Origin of the sequence: Hydrogenophaga sedimenti (genome assembly GCF_051857515.1) — a bacterium.
Classification (GTDB): Bacteria; Pseudomonadota; Gammaproteobacteria; order Burkholderiales; family Burkholderiaceae_C; genus Hydrogenophaga.
On record NZ_JBPZHA010000013.1, the window covers coordinates 21,936 to 40,244 of the forward strand.

The following is an 18,309-nucleotide window of genomic DNA, read 5'->3' on the forward strand; positions in this document are numbered from 1 at the left end:
TGGAGGGTCTCCATGGGTTGAGGAACAGGGGTGGGGAAAACGGAACTCAGCGGTACACGCGCAGGTGCTTGGCCGGCAGGTGCAGGTGCACCGTCTGGCCGGCCTGCATGTGGCCCAGGTGCTGCAACGGCACCTTGACGCTCATCTCGGGTTGTTCGGGCACCAGGCAGCGCAGGCGCAGGTGGTCGCCGAAATAGATCACGTCGGTGATGGTGGCGGCCACGCGGTTGCCGCCGGCGTGGTTTTCGTCGACCACAGCGATGCGCTCGGGGCGCACGCTGCACTGCACGGCATCGCCGACCTGGGCGTGGTTGACGTTGACGCCATGCAGGTGCGTGCCGTCGGCGAGCTGCACTTCGCAGGTCTCGCCGTCGTTGTGGATCACGCGCGCATCGAGCACCGAGTTGTCGCCGACGAAGCCGGCGACGAAGCGGTTGGCGGGGGTTTCATACAGGCGGTCGACCTGGTCGATCTGCTGGATCACGCCTTCGTTGAACACCGCCACGCGGTCGGACATGGTCAGCGCTTCCGACTGGTCGTGCGTCACGTAGACGAAGGTCACGCCCAGGCTGCGGTGCAGCGCCTTCAGCTCGATCTGCATGTGCTCGCGCAGCTGCTTGTCCAGCGCACCCAGGGGCTCGTCCATCAGCACCAGCTGCGGGTCGAACACCAGCGCACGCGCCAGGGCGACGCGCTGCTGCTGGCCACCCGACATCTGCGAGGGATAACGCTGGCCCATGTGACCCATCTGCACCATGTCGAGCGCACGCTTGACCTTGGTGTCGATGTCGTTGCGGTCGAGCTTGCGCACCGTCAGCGGGTAGGCGATGTTGTCGGCCACCGTCATGTGCGGGAACAGTGCGTAGTTCTGGAACACCATGCCGAAGTTGCGCTTGTGCGGCGGCGTGCGCGTGATCGGCACACCATTGAGCGCGATCTCGCCCGAGGTCGGTGACTCGAAGCCCGCGAGCATCATCAGCGTGGTGGTCTTGCCCGATCCCGAGGGGCCCAGCAGCGAGAGGAACTCCCCCTTCTGGATCTCGAGGTTGAGGTCGCGCACCACCAGGGTGTGGCCGTCGTAGGTTTTCTGCACACCGGTGAAGGTGACGAGTGCGGAGCTGGAGGTCATGAACGCAGGTCTGTCTGAAGAGTTGTCGTTGTGGGGCGAATCATGTGGACGTATGCAACCAACGTGCCTGGTGTGCGTCCAGCACCGGCGGTGGCAGATCGGCCACCGGGCGCTGGCCGTCGAACAGCATGGGGTTGGCGACCATCGGCGGCGTTTGCGCGTCCCGCGGTTGTAGCGTCAAACCGCGCGCCGCGACATGCGGATGATCCATGACTTGAGCAATGTCAAGGATCGGCGCGCAGGGCACGCCCGCCTGATCGAGCTGCTGCACCCATTCGGCCGTGTCTTTCTGCATCGTCCAGCCGGTGATCAGCGGCACCAGCGTGGCGCGGTGCTCGACGCGAGAGGGATTGGTCGAGAAGCGCGCATCGCGCGAGACCGCGGGCTGTCCGGCGGCGTCGCAGAACTTCGCGAACTGGCCGTCGTTGCCCACCGCCAGCACCATGTGACCGTCGCGCGTGGGGAACACCTGGTAGGGCACGATGTTCGGGTGCGCATTGCCCATGCGCGTGGGCGTCTTGTGGCCGATCAGCTGGTTGCTGGCCTGGTTGGCGAGCATCGCGACCTGCACGTCGAACAGCGCCGCATCGATCACACGCCCCTTGCCGGTGCGCGCGCGCTCATGCAGTGCGGCGAGGATGGCGGTGGTTGCGTAGACACCGGTCATCAGGTCGGTCACGGCGACGCCGACCTTCTGCGGTTCTTCGCCCTTGTTGCCGGTGATGCTCATCAGGCCGCCTTCGGCCTGGATCGCGAAGTCGTAGCCGGCCTTGTGGGCCAGCGGACCGTTCTGGCCGTAGCCGGTGATCGAGCAATAGATCAGGCGCGGGTTGATGGCCTGCAGGCTGGCGGCGTCGAGACCGTACTTGGCCAGCTGGCCGACCTTGTAGTTCTCGATCAGGATGTCGGCCTCGCGCGCCAGTTCGCGCACGGCCTGGATGCCTTCGGTGGTGGCGATGTCGATGGCCACCGAACGCTTGCCGCGGTTGGCGCAGACAAAATAGGCGGCGACCTTCTGATCGCCTTCGCCCCACCACGGTGGACCCCAGGCGCGGGTGTCGTCACCGGCGCCCGGGCGCTCGACCTTGAGCACCTCGGCGCCGTAGTCGGCCAGCATCTGACCGGCCCAGGGGCCGGCCAGCACGCGCGACAGATCGAGCACACGCACGCCCGCGAGCGGGCGGGGGGGCTGGGGGCTCATTGAGCCGCAGCGGCCAGGGACGCGGCCATGATGTCCAGACCTTCGTCGAGCAGGGCGTCGCTGGCCACCAGCGGCACCAGCACACGGATCACGTTGGCGTACACACCGCAGCTCAGCAGGATCAGGCCACGCTTTTGCGCCTCGGACACCATGCGCTTGGTCAGGTCGGCGTCGGGCTGGTGCGGGTCGCCGTTCTTGCACAGCTCGATCGCCACCATGGCGCCCAGGCCGCGCACATCGGCGATGCAGTTGTTCTGCGCCTGCAGGGCCTTGAAGCGGCTGGTCAGACGCTCACCCACGGCGCGGCTGCGTTCGAGCAGGTTTTCCTTCTCGAAGGTGTCGATCACCGCCAGCGCGGACGCGCAGGCCAGCGGGTTGCCGGCGTAGGTGCCGCCCAGGCCGCCCACGGCTGCGGCGTCCATGATTTCGGCCTTGCCGATCACGGCCGACAGCGGCATGCCGCCCGCCAGCGACTTGGCCATGGTGATCACGTCGGGCGCCACGCCCCACTGTTCGCAGGCCAGCCAGGTGCCGGTGCGGCCGGCGCCGGTCTGCACTTCGTCGGCGATCAGCAGGATGCCGTGCTGGTCGCACAGGGCGCGCAGGCGCTGGGCGAAGGCGGGCGAGGCGGCGTAGAAGCCGCCTTCACCTTGCACGGGTTCCAGGATGATGGCGGCCACGCGCGCGGCTTCCACGTCGTACTTGAACAGTGCGTCGATCGAGGCGATGGCGTCGTCTTCGCTCACGCCGTGCAGCGGGTTCGGGAACTTGGCGTGGAACACCTCGGCCGGGAAGGGGCCGAAGCCGGCCTTGTAGGGCGCGACCTTGCCGGTCAGCGCCATGCCCATCATGGTGCGGCCGTGGAAGCCGCCGCCAAAGGCGATGACGGCCGAGCGCTTGGTGTAGGCGCGGGCGACCTTGACCGCGTTTTCCACCGCTTCGGCGCCGGTGGTCAGGAAGAAGCTCTTCTTGGCGAAGTTGCCGGGCGCCATGGCGTTGAGCTTCTCGGCCAGTTCCACGTAGGACTCATAGGCCAGCACCTGGAAGCAGGTGTGGGTGAAGCGCTCGAGCTGGTCGGCCACGGCCTTGACCAGCGCCGGGTGGCGGTGACCGGTGTTGAGCACCGCGATGCCACCGGCGAAGTCGATGTAGCGGCGGCCTTCCACGTCCCAGACTTCGGCGCCTTCGGCGCGGTCGGCAAAGATCTCGAAGCCCTGGCCCAGCCCGTTGGGCAGGGCGGCGCGGCGACGGGCCATCAGGGCGGCGTTGGTGAAATGAGGTTCGCGTTGCATGCAGTGGCTCCGATCATGAAGAAGTTTCAGGCTGGCGCGGACTGTAGGGCCCGGGAGCGGGGGCTAACATATACAGACACCGGTCGCACAGCGAAGCACTGTGCAGCCCGTCGGACCAGTACACATTTACCCTAATCCCTGCCGATGTTCACCCTCAACCCCAAGAGCACCACCCCGCTGGTGGTGCAGATCGTCGAGGGATTCCGCGAGCTGATCCAGAGCGGCAACCTGCGCCCCGGCGCCAAGGCGCCGTCGATCCGCCAGTTCGCCCATGCCCACGGCGTGAGCGTCTACACCGTGGTCGACGCCTACGACCGCCTGGTGGCGCTGGGCTATTTCGTCTCGCGCCCGCATTCGGGCTTCTTCGTGCGCAAGCGCGAGGGCGTCGCGGCCCAGGCGCCCGGGGCGGCGCCGTCGGAAACCGCCAACTACAACTTCGACTCCATGTGGTACCTGCGCCGGGTGTTCGAGGCGCGGGCGCTGCGCATGAAGCCGGGCTGCGGCTGGCTGCCGGGCGACTGGCTGTTCGAGGAAGGCCTGCGGCGCAGCCTGCGCACGCTGGCGGGCGAGAACGTCGATCTGGGCGGCTATGGCGAACCCAAGGGTTTTGCGCCGCTGCGCCAGCTGGTGCGGGACCTGCTGGCCGAGCAGGAAATCGCCGTCAGCGCCGACCAGGTGCTGCTGACCCAGGGCTCCAGCCAGGCGATGGACCTGGTGGCGCGGCGTCTGGTGCGGCCGGGCGACGCGGTGCTGGTCGATGACCCGGGCTACCCCAACATGCTGTTCTCGCTGCGTTTCCTGGGCGCGAAACTGGTTGGCGTGCCACGCACGCCCGACGGCTACGACCTGGCGGCGCTCGAAGCCCTGGTGCAGCAGCACAAGCCCAAGGTGTTCTTCACCCAGCCGCGGCTGCAGAGCCCGACCGGCTCGGTCGCCAACCTGGCGCACCTGCACCGCGTCGTGCTGCTGGCCGAGCAGCACCAGTTCACCGTGGTCGAGAACGACATCTACGCCGATCTCGACCCCGAGCCGCGCCCTTCGCTGGCCAGCCTGGATCAGCTACAGCGCGTGGTCTACATCAGCAGTTTTTCCAAGACCATCTCGCCCAACATCCGCGTCGGCTTCATGGCGGCGCCGCCCGACCTGCTGGAGGATTTCGCCCAGCTCAAGATGATCTCGGGCCTGACCTCCTCGGAGTTCAGCGAGCGGCTGGCCTATGGTGCCCTGGTCGACGGGCGCTGGCGCAAGCACCTGCGCGGCCTGCGCGAGCGGCTGGCGCAATCGCACCAGCGCGTGGCGCAGGCACTGGAGAACCTGGGTTTCGAACTGTTCTGCGAGCCCAAGGCAGGCATGTTCCTCTGGGCGCGACACCCGGACATTCCCAACGCCACCGAGCTGGCCTACCAGGCGGCGGAGCAGGACATCCTGCTCGGTCCCGGCCACCTGTTCGACCCCGAGCTGCAGCCCAGCCCCTGGTTCCGCTTCAACGTGGCCTTCACCGAAGAGCCGCAGGTGCTGGCGTTTTTGAAGACGCAGAGCAAGGGCTGAGAGCGCCAGGGGCACCGAGGAACCGGCTTTGCCGGGCCTCTGGTGCCGTCCCCCTCCCGCCGAAGGCGAGAGAGGGGGAAGCCGCGAAGCGGCGCAGGGGGTGCATCCTTAATGCTTGACCATGATGTGCCGCGCGCAGCTGTAGTCCTCCAGCGCGTAGACCGACATGTCCTTGCCGTAGCCTGAGTGCTTCATGCCGCCGTGCGGCATTTCCGACACCAGCATGAAGTGGGTGTTGACCCAGGTGCAGCCGTACTGCAGGCGCGAGGCGATGTTCATGGCGGTGCCCACGTTGCTCGACCAGACCGAGCTGGACAGGCCGTACTCGGAGTCGTTGGCCCAGGCCACGGCCTGTTCCGCGTCTTTCACGCGGGTGATGGACACCACCGGGCCGAACACCTCGCTGCGCACGATCTCGTCTTCCTGCAGCGCGCCGGCGATGACCGTGGGCTTGTAGAAGAAGCCCTTGTTGCCCGCCGTGCCGCCGCCGGCCGTGACCTCGGTGTGGGCCAGCTGCGCCGCGCGGTCCACGAAGCTGGCGACGCGGTCGCGCTGGCGGGCCGAGATCAGCGGGCCCATCTCGACGCCGGGCTCCTGCTGGCTGCCCACCTTGATGGACGAGACGGCGCTGCTCAGGTCGGCCACCAGCTTCTCGTAGATGCCTTCCGTGGCGTAGACGCGGCAGGCGGCGGTGCAGTCCTGGCCGGCGTTGTAGTAGCCGAAGGTGCGCAGGCCCTCGACCACGCTGCCGAGGTCGGCGTCGTCGAGCACGATCACCGGCGCCTTGCCGCCGAGTTCGAGGTGGGTGCGTTTGATGCCACGCGCTGCAGCTTCCATGATCTTGCTGCCGGTGGAGACGTCGCCGGTGAGCGAGGCCACGCGGATGCGCGGGTCGCGGATCAGCGGCGCGCCCACGGTGTCGCCGCGGCCGCAGACGATGTTGACCACGCCCGGCGGCAGGATGCCGGCCAGCAGCTCGCCGAAGCGCAGCGTGGTCAGCGGCGTGTTTTCCGAGGGCTTGAGCACCACGGTGTTGCCCATGGCGATGGCCGGGCCGAGCTTCCAGGCGGCCATCATGAGCGGGTAGTTCCAGGGCGCGATCGAAGCCACCACGCCCAGCGGATCGCGCCGGATCATGCTGGTGTGGCCCGCCAGGTATTCGCCCGCCAGCGGGCCCGACAGGTTGCGGATCGCGCCGCCGAAGAAGCGGTAGACGTCGGCGATGGCGGGGATCTCGTCATTGCGCGCGGCCGCCAGCGGCTTGCCGCAGTTCAGCGATTCGAGCATGGCGAGCTCGTCGCCATGGGCTTCGATGGCGTCGGCGATCCGGAACAGGAAGGCGCTGCGGTCGCGCGGCGTGAGCGCGGCCCAGGCGGGGAAGGCGGCGCTGGCCGCGTCCACCGCCAGGCGCAGCTGGTCGGCGCTGGCCTCGCGCACCTCGCACAGCTGTTCGCCCGTGCAGGGGTTGAGGATGGGCTCGGCGCGGCCTTCGCCGGCGACGCTGTGGCCATTGATCAGGAGCTGGGTGGTGAAGCGGGTGGCGGCCATGTCGGGCTCCAGAGGTGGGGTTGAAACAGAGCAGACGGGAGGATGTGTTCAGCGGGCGTTCGGGCTGGCGTCGCCGTCGCGGGTGAGGCGCCAGGCCAGCAGGATCAGCGGCATGGTGATGACCATGATGGCCAGCGCCACCACGTTGGTGATGGCCGCTTCGCGCGGCCGCCCCAGCTGGCCCATGAGCCAGATCGGCAGGGTCTTGTCGGTGCCGGCGGTGAAGGTGGTCACGATCAGCTCGTCCACCGACAGCGCGAAGGCGAGGATGCCGCCGGCCAGCAGGGCGGTGCCGAGCTGCGGCAGGATGATGTGGCGCAGCGTGGTCAGGGTGTCGGCGCCCAGGTCCATCGACGCCTCCCACAGGCGGTCGGGCAGGCGCCGCAGACGGGCCACCACGTTGTTGTGCACGATGACGACGCAGAAGGTGGCGTGGCCGACCACGATGGTCCAGAAGCCCGGATTGACCTCCATGAGCTTGAAGGCCGTGAGCAGGGCGATGCCGGTCACGATGCCGGGCAGGGCGATCGGCAGGATCAGCATGGTGGTGAACGCGTCCTTGCCGAAGAAGCGGTCGCGGTTCAGCGCCGCCGCGGTGAGCGTGCCCAGCACCATCGCGATGACCGTGGCCATCGCCGCCACCGCGAGCGAGAGATAGATCGCCGCGTGGATGTCGGTGCGTTCGAGCGCGCGGGCGAACCAGCGCAGGGTCAACCCTTCCATGGGGAAGCTGTAGTTGCTGTCGGCGCTGTTGAAGGCGTAGAGCGCGATGAACAGCAAGGGCAGGTGCAGGAAGGCCAGGCCCGCGTAGGCGGCGAGGCGCAGCGCGGTGGGCTTAGAGCGCATTGAAGGCTCCCAGTCGGCGCGCCATGGCGAGGTAGAGGGTGATCAGCACGATGGGCACGCAGGTGAAGGCCGCCGCCATCGGAATGTTGCCGATGGTCCCCTGCATGGTGTAAACCATGTTGCCGATGTACAGGCCCGAGGGGCCGACCAGCTGGGGAATGATGTAGTCGCCCAGCGTGAGCGAAAAGGTGAAGATGGAACCCGCCACCACACCCGGGAAGGCGAGCGGCCACAGCACGCTGCGGAAGGTCTGGAACGGGCGGGCGCCGAGGTCGCCCGAGGCCAGCAGCAGGTTGGCCGGCACACGTTCGATGGCGGCCTGGATGGGCAGCACCATGAAGGGCAGCCAGATGTAGGTGAACACCACGAAGCGCCCGAGGTTGGAGGTGGCCAGGGTGTCGCCGCCGATCACCGGGATCGCCCGCACCGCCTGCAGAACGCCTTGCAGGCCGAGCGCATTGATCACCCAGTAGATGACGCCGCCCTGCGCCAGCAGCACGGTCCAGGCGTAGGCCTTGACGATGTAGCTGGCCCACATGGGCAACATCACGCCGACGTAGAAAAAGCCCTTCTCGGCCGGGCCGGCGTGGTGAGCCATGTACCAGGCCATGGGGAAGCCGATGAGCACGGTGGCCAGCGTCACGGCGACGGCCATGCCCAGCGTGCGCAGCACGATGTCCAGATTGGCCGGGTCCAGCAGGTTGGCGAAGTTGTCGGTGGTGAGCTCGGGCACCACCGCCATGCTCATGTCGTCGAACACGAAGACGCTCTGGCTCAGCAGCGCCAGCAGCGAGCCCAGGTACACCGCGCCGAACCAGAGCAGCGGTGGCGTGAGCAACAGCAGCAGCGTGAGCGTGCGCCGCCGGTAGAAGAAGTTGGAGAGGCTGCGCATGGCGGTGGCCTCAGGCGTCCAGCATCACCATGTGCGCCGGCGACCAGCTGAGCGCGACCCGCTGGCCCGCCTGCGTCTGCGCGGCCAGCGCCGAGGCGGCCTCGCCTTCTGCGTGCAGGGCGGTGATCACCTGCCCACCCACCTGCACCTCCAGCCGCTGGCTGGCGCCCAGGAACTGGATCGCCAGCACCTCGCCCTCGACCTGCAGCCGGCCCTCGACAGGGGGGCTGCCCGCCGGGTGCATGGCGATGTGTTCCTGCCGCACGGCAAACGCCTGCGGCCGGCCGGTGAGGGTTTGCGCCAGCGCGGTGTCGATCACGTTGGCGCTGCCGACGAAGTCCGCCACGAAGCGCGTGCGCGGCCGGTGGTAGAGCTCACGCGGGCTGGCGATCTGTTCGATCCTGCCGCGGTTGAACACGGCGATGCGGTCCGACATGGAGAGCGCTTCGCCCTGGTCGTGCGTCACGTAGACGAAGGTGATGCCCAGCTTGCGGTGCAGCACCTTGAGCTCGACCTGCATCTGCTCGCGCAGCTTCAGGTCGAGTGCGCCCAGCGGTTCGTCCAGCAGCAGGATGCGCGGCCGGTTGACCAGGGCCCGCGCGAGCGCCACGCGCTGGCGCTGGCCGCCGGAGAGCTGGGCCGGTGTGCGTTCGGCGTGGTCGGGCAGGGCGACCATGGCCAGGGCCTCGCGGGCCTGGGCGTGGCGCTCGGCCCGGGGCACCTTGCGCACCATCAGGCCGTAGGCCACGTTGTCCAGCACGTTCATGTGCGGGAACAGCGCGTAGTCCTGGAACACGGTGTTCACGTCGCGCTCGTAGGGTGGTGTGCCCGAGGCTTCGCGGCCCATCAGGGTCAGGCTGCCGCTGCTCGGCTGTTCAAAGCCGGCCATCAGCCGCAGCGAGGTGGTCTTGCCGGAGCCCGACGGCCCAAGCATGGAAAAGAACTCGCCTTCCTGCACGGTAAAGCTGACACCATCCAGCGCCTTCACGTCGCCGTAGTGCCTGGAAACGTCGGTGAAACAGATGGCGTCGGTCATGCAGAAATCTTCAATCAGGGATGCGTTTCAGTTCAGTGGTCCATGGCGTCGGAGCACGGTGCGCGACGGCTCCTCCAGCCCAGGGCACCGCCGGGCCGGCTTCGCCGGACGGCCAGTGCCGCCCCCCTCCCGCCGCAGGCGAGAGAGGGGGGTGACGCGAAGCGGAGCGGGGGGTGACTCCTTCTACCTTCCGCCCATGATCGCGATGTAGTCCATCGCCCACTTGGCATAAGGCACGCAGGTGCCCTGGGTGGTGCACTTGGCCTGCGGGGTCTTCCAGAACTTGATCTTGGCCAGGTCGTCAAAGCCGTTGACCTTGCAGAAGTCGCTGCCGCCAGGCGCCTTGGCCTTGCAGGCGGCCGGCGTCACCGGCACGGTACCGAACCATTCGGCCAGCGGGGCCTGCAGCTTGTCGCTCAGCTGGTGCTCCATCCACTGGTAGGCGCAGTTCACGTTCTTGGCGTTCACGTGCAGCATGGTGGTGTCGGCCCAGCCGGTGGCACCTTCCTTGGGCACCACGGAGGCAATCGGCTTCTTCTCGCCCTTGAGCGAATTCACCATGAAGCCCCAGGAGCCCGAGGCGACCACGCCCTCGCTCTTGAAGTCGTTCATCTGCACCGTGGCGTCGTGCCAGTAGCGGTGGGTCAGCTTCTTCTGGGCGCGCAGCAGCTCCAGCACGGCGTCGTACTGCTTTTGATTGAGCTCGTAGGGATCCTTGATGCCCAGCTCGGGCTTCTTGGACATCAGGTACAGCGCGGCATCGGCGATGTAGATGGCGCCGTCGTAGGCCTGCACGCGGCCCTTGTTGGACTTTCCGTCGGGCAGCTTCTGTTCTTCGAACACCACCGACCAGGAGTCGGGCGCCTTCTTGAAGACGTCGGTGTTGTACATCAGCACGTTGGGGCCCGACTGGTAGGGCACACCGTAGTGCTTGCCGTCCACGGTGTGCCAGGCGGCCTTCTGCAGGCGCGGGTCGATGTTCTTGTAGCTGGGCACCAGGCCCACGTTCACTTCCTGCACCAGCTTGGAGGCGATCAGGCGTCCGCTGGCGTCGCCCGAGGCGGTCACGATGTCGTGGCCACCCGCTTTCATCAGCGACACCATCTCGTCGGAGGTGGCGGCGGTCTTGACGTTGACCTTGCAGCCGGTGGCCTTTTCGAAGCCGGTGGTCCAGTCGTAGGCCTTGTCGGTTTCGCCGCGTTCGATGTAGCCGGCCCAGGCAATGATGTTGAGCTGTCCCTCACCCTTGCCAACGGCCTTGGGCGGAGCGGCGAGGCTGGCGGTGGTGGCGGCCGCCAGCAAACCGAAAAGTAGTGTGTGGGTTCGGGACATGGTGAACTCCTGACAGGGGGTTGGGGCGCGCCGGTGCGTGCCTGAAAGTCATCTTAGGGACGGACCCGGTGCCGAACCATCCCGGGCAGACAATACAATCCATCGGAAAAACAGAAACCTCCGGTTTTTTGGCACTGTTTTAGTGGATTACCCTGTGCCACAAAGCGGTGCGTTTCAGGGTTTTCCCTTTATCTGGCCCAAAAGAGTGCCTGAAATGGCGAAATGACGCGATGAGCACCTCGTTCAAGAGCATTCGGTATTTCATCGCGGTGGCCGAATCCGGGTCGATTTCCGCCGCCATCCACGAGCTGGGGGTCTCGCAGTCGGTGGTCTCGGCGGCCATTGCCCAGATCGAGGCCGACCTGGGGACCTTGCTGTTCGAGCGCCGCGCCCGCGGCATGTCGCTGACCCACGCCGGTCACCAGTTCCTGCGCCACGCCCACCAGATCGACGTGGCCATGCGCAACGCCCGCGACGCGCTGGCTTCCCGGCCGCACACCGTCACCGGCAGCCTCAACATCGGCGTGACCAGCCTCATGGTGGGCTACTACCTGCCGTTCCTGCTGGACCGCTTTCGCCGCGTGTTTCCGCGCATCCAGGTGCAGATCACCGAGGACCGGCGCGACTACCTGGAGCACCTGCTGATCAGCGGCGAACTCGACGTGGCGCTGATCGTGGTGTCCCAACTGCAGAACCGGCAGGCGCTGGAAACCGAAACCATCCTGCGTTCGGGCTGGCGCGCCTGGTTCCCGGTCAACCACCGGCTGGCCGGCGAAGAAAAGATCGAATCCACCGAACTGGCCCAGCAATCGCTGATCCTGCTGCAGGTGGACGAGCTGGGCGATGCCACCACGGCGCTGTGGAACGCCGGCGGTGTGGACCCCACGGTGCTGATCCGGACCTCGTCGGTGGAGGCGGTGCGCAGCCTGGTCGCGACCGGTGCGGGTTGTTCGGTGCTGCCGGACATGCTGTACCGGCCCTGGTCCCTGGAAGGCGACCGCATCGAAGCCCGCCCGCTGGCCTTTGCGCTGCCCCATCTGGAGGTGGGGCTGGCCTGGCGGCGGGGCGCCACGCTGCCGGAATCGCTGAGCAACTTCCTGACCGCGGTGCGTCCGACGCTGGAAGGGCATGCCGCGGGTGGCGTCGGCCTGGTCCGCTAGCGGCCGGCCAGCGGGACTGGCCGGCCTGCGCGACCCCGGCTGCGGCGATAATGCAAGGCTGTACTGAACCAGCCCGAAGCGCCACCGACATGACCCGCCCAGCCTCCGTCGCCGACATCCGCAAGACCTTCCTGGACTTCTTCGCCTCCAAGGGCCACACCGTGGTGGCGTCCAGCCCGCTGGTGCCGGGCAACGACCCCACGCTCATGTTCACCAACTCGGGCATGGTCCAGTTCAAGGACGTGTTCCTGGGCACCGACAAGCGCCCCTATGTGCGCGCGGCCTCGGTGCAGGCCTGCCTGCGCGCCGGCGGCAAGCACAACGACCTGGAAAACGTGGGCTACACCGCGCGCCACCACACCTTCTTCGAGATGCTGGGCAACTGGTCCTTCGGCGACTACTTCAAGAAGGAAAGCCTGAACTGGGCGTGGGAACTGCTGACCCAGGTGTACAAGCTGCCCGCCGACAGGCTGTACGCCACGGTCTACCAGGAAGACGACGAGGCCCACGCCATCTGGGAAGACATTTTCGTGAAGGCCGGCTGGACGCCCGAGCGCGTCAAGCAAGAGGGGCGCATCATCCGCATCGGCGACAACAAGGGTGGCCGCTACAAGAGCGACAACTTCTGGATGATGGCCGACACTGGCCCGTGTGGCCCCTGCTCGGAAATCTTCTACGACCACGGCGACCACATCGCCGGCGGCCCCCCGGGCAGCCCGGACGAAGACGGCGACCGCTTCATCGAGATCTGGAACAACGTGTTCATGCAGTTCAACATGGACGAGACCGGCGCCGTGACGCCGCTGCCCGCGCCCTGCGTGGACACCGGCATGGGTCTGGAGCGCCTGGCCGCCATCCTGCAGCACGTGCACAGCAACTACGAGATCGACATCTTCGACGTGCTGATCAAGGCCGCCGGCCGCGAGACCGGCACCGCCGACCTCGCCAACCCCTCGCTCAAGGTGATCGCCGACCACATCCGCGCCACCTCGTTCCTGATCAGCGACGGTGTGATCCCCAGCAACGAAGGCCGCGGCTACGTGCAGCGCCGCATCATCCGCCGCGCCATCCGCCACGGCTACAAGCTGGGTCAGAAGACGCCGTTCTTCCACAAGCTGGTGCCCGATCTGGTGAAGATGATGGGCGAGGCCTACCCGAACATGGCCTCGCAGGCCCAGCGCATCACCGAGGTGCTCAAGGCCGAAGAAGAGCGCTTCTACGAGACCCTGGCCAACGGCATGGAAATCCTCGACGCCGCCCTGGCCGACGGCGCCAAGGTGCTGCCAGGCGACGTGGCCTTCAAGCTGCACGACACCTACGGTTTCCCTCTCGACCTGTCGGGCGACGTCTGCCGCGAGCGCGGCCTGACGGTGGACGAAGCCGGCTTCCACGCCGCCATGGAGGCGCAGAAGGCCAAGGGCCGCGCGGCCGGCAAGTTCAAGATGGACAAGGCGCTGGAGTACACCGGCGCCGGCAACACCTTCGTCGGCTACGAGCAGCTCGAAGCCCCGGCCAAGGTGGTCGCGCTGTACCTGGACGGCACGGCCGTGGCCGAACTCAAGGCCGGCCAGCAGGGCGTCGTGGTGCTGGACACCACGCCGTTCTACGCCGAGAGCGGCGGCCAGGTGGGTGACGAAGGCGTCATCACCAGCGGCGTGGCCACTTTCGCCGTGGGCGACACGCAGAAGATCAAGTCCGACGTGTTCGGCCACCACGGTGCGGTGGAGCAGGGCACGCTGGCCGTGGGCGACAGCGTCAAAGCTTCCGTGAACCTGGACGTGCGCGCCGCCACCGTGCGCAACCACAGCGCCACCCACCTGATGCACAAGGCCCTGCGTGAAGTGCTGGGCACGCATGTGCAGCAGAAGGGCTCGCTGGTCAACGCCGAGCGCACCCGTTTCGACTTCGCGCACAACGCGCCCGTGACCGATGCGCAGATCCGCCAGATTGAAGCCAAGGTCAATGCCGAGGTGCTGGCCAACGCCGCGGCGCAGGCACAGGTGATGGACATCGAGTCTGCCCAGAAGACCGGCGCCATGATGCTGTTCGGCGAGAAGTACGGCGAGACCGTGCGCGTGCTGAGCATCGGTTCCAGCAAGGAACTGTGCGGCGGGACGCACGTCAAGGCGACCGGCGACATCGGCCTGTTCAAGGTGGTGGGCGAAAGCGGTGTGGCCGCGGGGGTGCGCCGCATCGAGGCCGTGACCGGTGCCAACGCACTGCATTACCTGCAGTCGCTGGAAGACACGGTCAACCAGGCCGCCGGCGCCCTCAAGGCCCCGACCGCCGAGCTGACGGCCCGCATCGGCCAGACGCTGGAACAGGTCAAGGCCCTGGAGAAGGAAGTCGCGGCGCTCAAGGGCAAGCTGGCCTCCAGCCAGGGCGATGAGCTGATGGCCCAGGCCGTGGACATCAAGGGCATCAAGGTGCTGGCCGCCGTGCTCAACGGCGCCGACGCCAAGACCCTGCGCGACACCATGGACAAGCTCAAGGACAAGCTCAAGACCGCTGCCATCGTGCTGGCCGCCGTGGACGGCGGCAAGGTGCAGATCGCGGCGGGCGTGACGGCCGACAGCATGGCCAAGGTCAAGGCCGGCGAGCTGGTGAACTTCGTCGCCCAGCAGGTCGGCGGCAAGGGCGGTGGCAAGCCCGACATGGCCATGGCCGGTGGCACCGACGCTGCCAGTCTGCCCAAGGCCCTGGCCTCAGTGCAGGGCTGGGTCGCCGAACGCCTGTGACTGCATCCCCGGCCCGCCGGCTGACGCGCCGCCAGTGGCTGGCCACGTCGCTGGGCGCCGGGCTGGTGCTGCCAGCGTGGTCCGCCGACGCGCCGGCGCCGAAGTCCGAAGGTTTCCAGATCAGCGACTGGCCGCGCCAGCGGCCGGTGCCCGCGCTGGATGCGCTGAGCCTGCAGAGCGACCCGGTGCGCCTGTCCGATTTCCGGGGCAAGGTGCTGGTGCTCAACTTCTGGGCCACCTGGTGCCCGCCTTGCCGGGCCGAACTGCCGACGCTGCAGGCTCTGCCCGAGTGGTTCGGCGAGGACAAGGTGGCGGTGCTGGCGCTGAACTTCCAGGAAGCTGGCCGGACCGTGCGGCGCTTTCTGGAAACGAGCGGGCTCAAGCTGCCGGTCGCCCTGGACGCCAACGGCGACGTCACCCGCGCCTGGGGCGTCCGCGCCTTTCCTACCACCGTGCTGATCGACCGCCAGGGCAAGCCTCGGCAGATCGTGCAGGGTGAGGTCGACTGGGCCAGCGCAACGGCGCTGGGCTGGGTCGAAAGAGTCCTCGCCTTGCGCTGAGCGCCGGCGCGGGATAATCCACCGTTATTCCCCGGCTTTGCACTGCACCCTGTGTGTGTGGTTCGGCCTGTCTTCCCATTCCGGAGTTCTCTGAATGACCACCGATCGCCGCAGCTTCCTGCGCCGCGCCGCCACGTCCGTGGCCGCCACTGGCGCCGTTTCTTCCTCCCTGTTCCACACCGCGCGTGCCCTGGCGCAGTCGGCACCTGCGGCAGCGCCCGCGACCGCTCCCACGGTCTTCAACCCGCAACCCGGCGAATGGCGGACGTTCGACGTCACGACCCGGGTCGACATCGCCGATGCCAAGGGCCTGACCCAGGCCTGGTTGCCGGTGCCGTCCGTCGACAGTACCTGGCAGAAAAGCCTGACCCACGACTTCACCAGCAATGGCAAGGGCAGCTTCGTCGAAGACGGCCGTTACGGCGCGCGCATGCTGCACGTGGTGTTCAACGAGGGTGAGAAGGCGCCGTTCGTCGAACTGACCAGTCGGGTGCAGACCCGCAGCCGCGCGGTCGACTGGGCCGCCAAGGGTGCCGCGGAAGACGCCGCCACGCTGAAGTTCTGGACCGAACCGACCAAGCTGCTGCCGACCGACGGCATCGTGCGCGAGACCGCGCAGAAGGCCATCAAGGGCGCGCGCAGCGACCGCGAAAAGGCGCAGGCCATCTACGACTGGGTCGTGACCAACACCTACCGCGAGCCCAAGACGCGCGGCTGCGGCCCCGGCGACATCAAGGCCATGCTGGAAACCGGCAACCTCGGCGGCAAGTGCGCCGACCTCAATGCGCTGTTCGTCGGCCTGTGCCGCTCGGTCGGCCTGCCGGCGCGCGACGTGTACGGCGTGCGTCTGGCCCCATCGGCTTTCGGCTACAAGCAGCTGGGCGCCGGCTCGGCCAGCCTCAAGGGTGCGCAGCACTGCCGTGCCGAGGTGCATCTGGCGGGTCTGGGCTGGGTCGCGATGGATCCGGCCGACGTGACCAAGGTAATGCGCCACGAAGCGCCCGAGTGGATCAAGAGCGCGCAGCACCCGCTGGTGGCGCCGGTCAACCAGGCGCTGTTCGGCAGCTGGGAAGGCAACTGGATGGCCTGGAACATGGCACACGACCTCAAGCTGCCCGGCGCCAAGGGGCCAGAGCTGGGCTTCTTCATGTACCCCGCCGCCGAGACCGGTGGCGAGCGCCTGGATTCCTACGAGCCTGACGCCTTCAAGTACCAGATCTCCGCGCGCGAGATCAAGGCCTGATCAGGGCCAGGCGAGGTCCAGCCGGCTGTCGAACCGGCGGGCTTCGCCGGTCACCGGGTCGGTGAAGGCGATCGCACGCGCCAGCAGGCGCAGCGGGTCGGCGAAGTCTTCGGCCTCGCCCGGCCCGCGCCGCACCACCGGATAGAACTGGTCGCCCGCGATCGGCAGGCCCAGCCCGTTCAGGTGCACCCGCAGCTGGTGGCGCTTGCCGGTCACCGGTGTCAGCCGGTAGCGCGCCCAGGCGCCACGCTGCTCGACCGGCTCGATGGTGGTGTCGCTGTTCGGTTCACCGACCGTCTCCACCATGCGGTAGAACGCCGCCGGGTCTTCCTCGATGCGGCTGCGGCGCCGTTGTGGCCAGGGGAGGGCGTCGCTGGTCGGCGCGATCGCCTCATAGACCTTGTCCACCGCGCGTTCGCGGAACAGCGCCTGGTAGGCGCCGCGGTCCCGTGGCCGCACGCTGAACACCACCAGGCCCGCCGTCTCGCGGTCGATGCGGTGGATCGGGCTGAGCGTGTCGATGCCGGTCGACTGCTTGAGGCGCACCAGCAGAGTCTGCTGCACGAAGCGCCCAGTCGGCGTCACCGGCAGGAAGTGCGGCTTGTCGGCCACCAGCAGGTGTTCGTCCTGGTGCAGCACGGTGGCCTCGAAGGGAATCACCGGCTCGGCATCCAGTGCGCGCCAGTAGTACAGCCGCGCGCCGCCCTGGTAGGTGTCGCTGCCATGCACCGGTTGACCGCTTTCATCGAGCACATCGCCCGCCGCCAGACGCAACGCCCATCCCTCGCGTCCGACCGCAGGCAGGCGCTCATCCAGGAAGTCGAGCAATGTCGGCCAGCGCCGGTCACCGGCCGGCAGCAGCGGCAGCGCCACGCAGCTGGGCGAGACGCCGTTCCGGGCAGGGATCAGGGGGTTTTTCGGCGGGCGGGCCATGGTGCAGGCGCGGGGAAGGGGGCGGTCGGGGTGGCGGGAAATGCGGGTATTCTCGGCGCCTCTGACCAGTACTCTGCCGCCATGCACCGATCTGCCGCCAATGTCCACCCGAAAACCACGCGCCGCTGGCGCCTGTGGAGCGCTGCCTTGCTGTGCGTGCCGCTGCTGGGCGGATGCGCGGTGGTGGCGGTGGCCGATGTCGCGGCTTCGGCCGTGGTCGGCGTGGCCGGGCTGGCAGTGGATGCGGCCGTGGGCACGGTGCGCATCGGCGGCAAGATCGTCGGTGCTGGCGCCGATGCGGTGCTTGGCAGCGACGAGAAGAAGAAAGACGAGTGACCCGTTCGGTGAGACGGTGCCGCTCAGGCGGGATCGACCTGCATCCAGCCGATGCCTAGTGCCAGGTGCCGCAGGTCGGCGCTCATGCCGAGTTCACTGGGGCAATAGGTCTGCGGCACTTCGATGGTGACGGTCATGCCATCCGTGTCGCTTTCCGGCCAATCCTCCGGGTCGACGTGGCCCTGCCACTCTAGGCCGCCCGGACAGGTCACCACCTGCGTGGGGTCAATGCGGTGGCCGTTGACCGACAGCGTGCTGCGCAACAGCAGGTTGGGCTGGACCTCGTACAGCACCTTGATCCGCAGATGGACACGCCGGTCCAGATGGATGGGCAGCAGGCGGGACGCCTGCGAGCTCAGGCCCATCCAGCGGAAATGGCAACCGTCGCTGTGGATTTCCAGGCTGTGCCATTCGTCGGCACGGGCCTCATCGTCTGCCAGAAAGCGCAAGGGCCGGTCCGGTACCAGCACGTAGCGCAGTGAGTTGGGTTCGGCGGGTGGGCGCATGGAGGGAGT

General features: G+C 67.8%; 16 protein-coding genes. 6 read left to right on the top strand and 10 right to left on the bottom strand.

Translation table 11 applies throughout. The features are described 5' to 3' along the window. Positions 1 to 46 precede the first annotated feature (46 nt). The 3 genes from ACS5NL_RS19105 to gabT are packed head-to-tail and all read right to left on the bottom strand — an operon-like array spanning position 47 to position 3,622. A complete protein-coding gene (locus ACS5NL_RS19105; protein WP_439355563.1) occupies positions 47 to 1,129 on the bottom strand; it encodes an ABC transporter ATP-binding protein in 1,083 nt (360 codons plus the stop codon). Between the two features lie 40 nt (positions 1,130 to 1,169). Then, a complete protein-coding gene (locus ACS5NL_RS19110) occupies positions 1,170 to 2,330 on the bottom strand; it encodes a CaiB/BaiF CoA transferase family protein (RefSeq protein WP_439355564.1) in 1,161 nt (386 codons plus the stop codon). After that, complete coding sequence (gene gabT / locus ACS5NL_RS19115) at positions 2,327 to 3,622, bottom strand: 4-aminobutyrate--2-oxoglutarate transaminase (protein ID WP_439355565.1); 1,296 nt, start codon at positions 3,620 to 3,622, stop codon at positions 2,327 to 2,329. The genes ACS5NL_RS19110 and gabT overlap by 4 nt, the downstream gene beginning before the upstream one ends. A 144-nt stretch (positions 3,623 to 3,766) precedes the next feature. Between gabT and ACS5NL_RS19120 the strand changes: the two genes are divergently transcribed. Then, positions 3,767 to 5,170, top strand: coding sequence for an aminotransferase-like domain-containing protein (locus tag ACS5NL_RS19120; protein WP_439355566.1), 1,404 nt, complete (start codon positions 3,767 to 3,769; stop codon positions 5,168 to 5,170). Between the two features lie 108 nt (positions 5,171 to 5,278). Here ACS5NL_RS19120 and ACS5NL_RS19125 read toward each other — a convergent pair whose 3' ends face one another. The 5 genes from ACS5NL_RS19125 to ACS5NL_RS19145 all read right to left on the bottom strand — a co-directional run bounded on the left by ACS5NL_RS19125 (position 5,279) and on the right by ACS5NL_RS19145 (position 10,824). Continuing rightward, entirely contained in the window at positions 5,279 to 6,718 is a 1,440-nt protein-coding gene (locus tag ACS5NL_RS19125) for a gamma-aminobutyraldehyde dehydrogenase (protein WP_439355567.1), read from the bottom strand. Positions 6,719 to 6,766: 48 nt separating this feature from the next. Further along, a complete protein-coding gene (locus ACS5NL_RS19130; RefSeq protein ID WP_439355568.1) occupies positions 6,767 to 7,564 on the bottom strand; it encodes an ABC transporter permease in 798 nt (265 codons plus the stop codon). Further along, positions 7,554 to 8,456: an ABC transporter permease gene (locus tag ACS5NL_RS19135; RefSeq protein ID WP_439355569.1), complete on the bottom strand. Its 903-nt coding sequence runs from the start codon at positions 8,454 to 8,456 to the stop codon at positions 7,554 to 7,556. The genes ACS5NL_RS19130 and ACS5NL_RS19135 overlap by 11 nt, the downstream gene beginning before the upstream one ends. Positions 8,457 to 8,466: 10 nt before the next feature. Beyond that, positions 8,467 to 9,492: an ABC transporter ATP-binding protein gene (locus tag ACS5NL_RS19140; protein WP_439355570.1), complete on the bottom strand. Its 1,026-nt coding sequence runs from the start codon at positions 9,490 to 9,492 to the stop codon at positions 8,467 to 8,469. A gap of 183 nt (positions 9,493 to 9,675) precedes the next feature. Beyond that, positions 9,676 to 10,824, bottom strand: coding sequence for an ABC transporter substrate-binding protein (locus ACS5NL_RS19145; protein ID WP_439355571.1), 1,149 nt, complete (start codon positions 10,822 to 10,824; stop codon positions 9,676 to 9,678). A gap of 230 nt (positions 10,825 to 11,054) precedes the next feature. Here ACS5NL_RS19145 and ACS5NL_RS19150 point away from each other — a divergent pair, with 230 nt between their 5' ends. The 4 genes from ACS5NL_RS19150 to ACS5NL_RS19165 all read left to right on the top strand — a co-directional run bounded on the left by ACS5NL_RS19150 (position 11,055) and on the right by ACS5NL_RS19165 (position 16,525). After that, positions 11,055 to 11,984 (top strand): LysR substrate-binding domain-containing protein, encoded by a 930-nt coding sequence (locus ACS5NL_RS19150; RefSeq protein WP_439355572.1) that lies wholly within the window; start codon positions 11,055 to 11,057, stop codon positions 11,982 to 11,984. Positions 11,985 to 12,073: 89 nt separating this feature from the next. Then, positions 12,074 to 14,722, top strand: a complete 2,649-nt coding sequence (alaS, locus tag ACS5NL_RS19155; protein WP_439355573.1) for an alanine--tRNA ligase — start codon at positions 12,074 to 12,076, stop codon at positions 14,720 to 14,722. Further along, positions 14,719 to 15,282 (top strand): TlpA family protein disulfide reductase, encoded by a 564-nt coding sequence (locus ACS5NL_RS19160; RefSeq protein ID WP_439355574.1) that lies wholly within the window; start codon positions 14,719 to 14,721, stop codon positions 15,280 to 15,282. Before alaS ends, ACS5NL_RS19160 begins: the two co-directional genes overlap by 4 nt. A 94-nt stretch (positions 15,283 to 15,376) precedes the next feature. Next, positions 15,377 to 16,525, top strand: a complete 1,149-nt coding sequence (locus ACS5NL_RS19165; protein WP_439355575.1) for a transglutaminase-like domain-containing protein — start codon at positions 15,377 to 15,379, stop codon at positions 16,523 to 16,525. Here the strand turns inward: ACS5NL_RS19165 and ACS5NL_RS19170 are convergent, their stop codons facing one another. Next, entirely contained in the window at positions 16,526 to 17,458 is a 933-nt protein-coding gene (locus ACS5NL_RS19170; RefSeq protein WP_439355576.1) for a pseudouridine synthase, read from the bottom strand. An 81-nt stretch (positions 17,459 to 17,539) separates the two neighbouring features. Between ACS5NL_RS19170 and ACS5NL_RS19175 the strand changes: the two genes are divergently transcribed. Continuing rightward, positions 17,540 to 17,794, top strand: coding sequence for a hypothetical protein (locus ACS5NL_RS19175; protein WP_439355577.1), 255 nt, complete (start codon positions 17,540 to 17,542; stop codon positions 17,792 to 17,794). A gap of 23 nt (positions 17,795 to 17,817) precedes the next feature. On the opposite strand, the gene ACS5NL_RS19180 is transcribed toward ACS5NL_RS19175, so the two are convergent. Next, entirely contained in the window at positions 17,818 to 18,300 is a 483-nt protein-coding gene (locus tag ACS5NL_RS19180) for a hypothetical protein (protein ID WP_439355578.1), read from the bottom strand. Positions 18,301 to 18,309 lie beyond the last annotated feature (9 nt).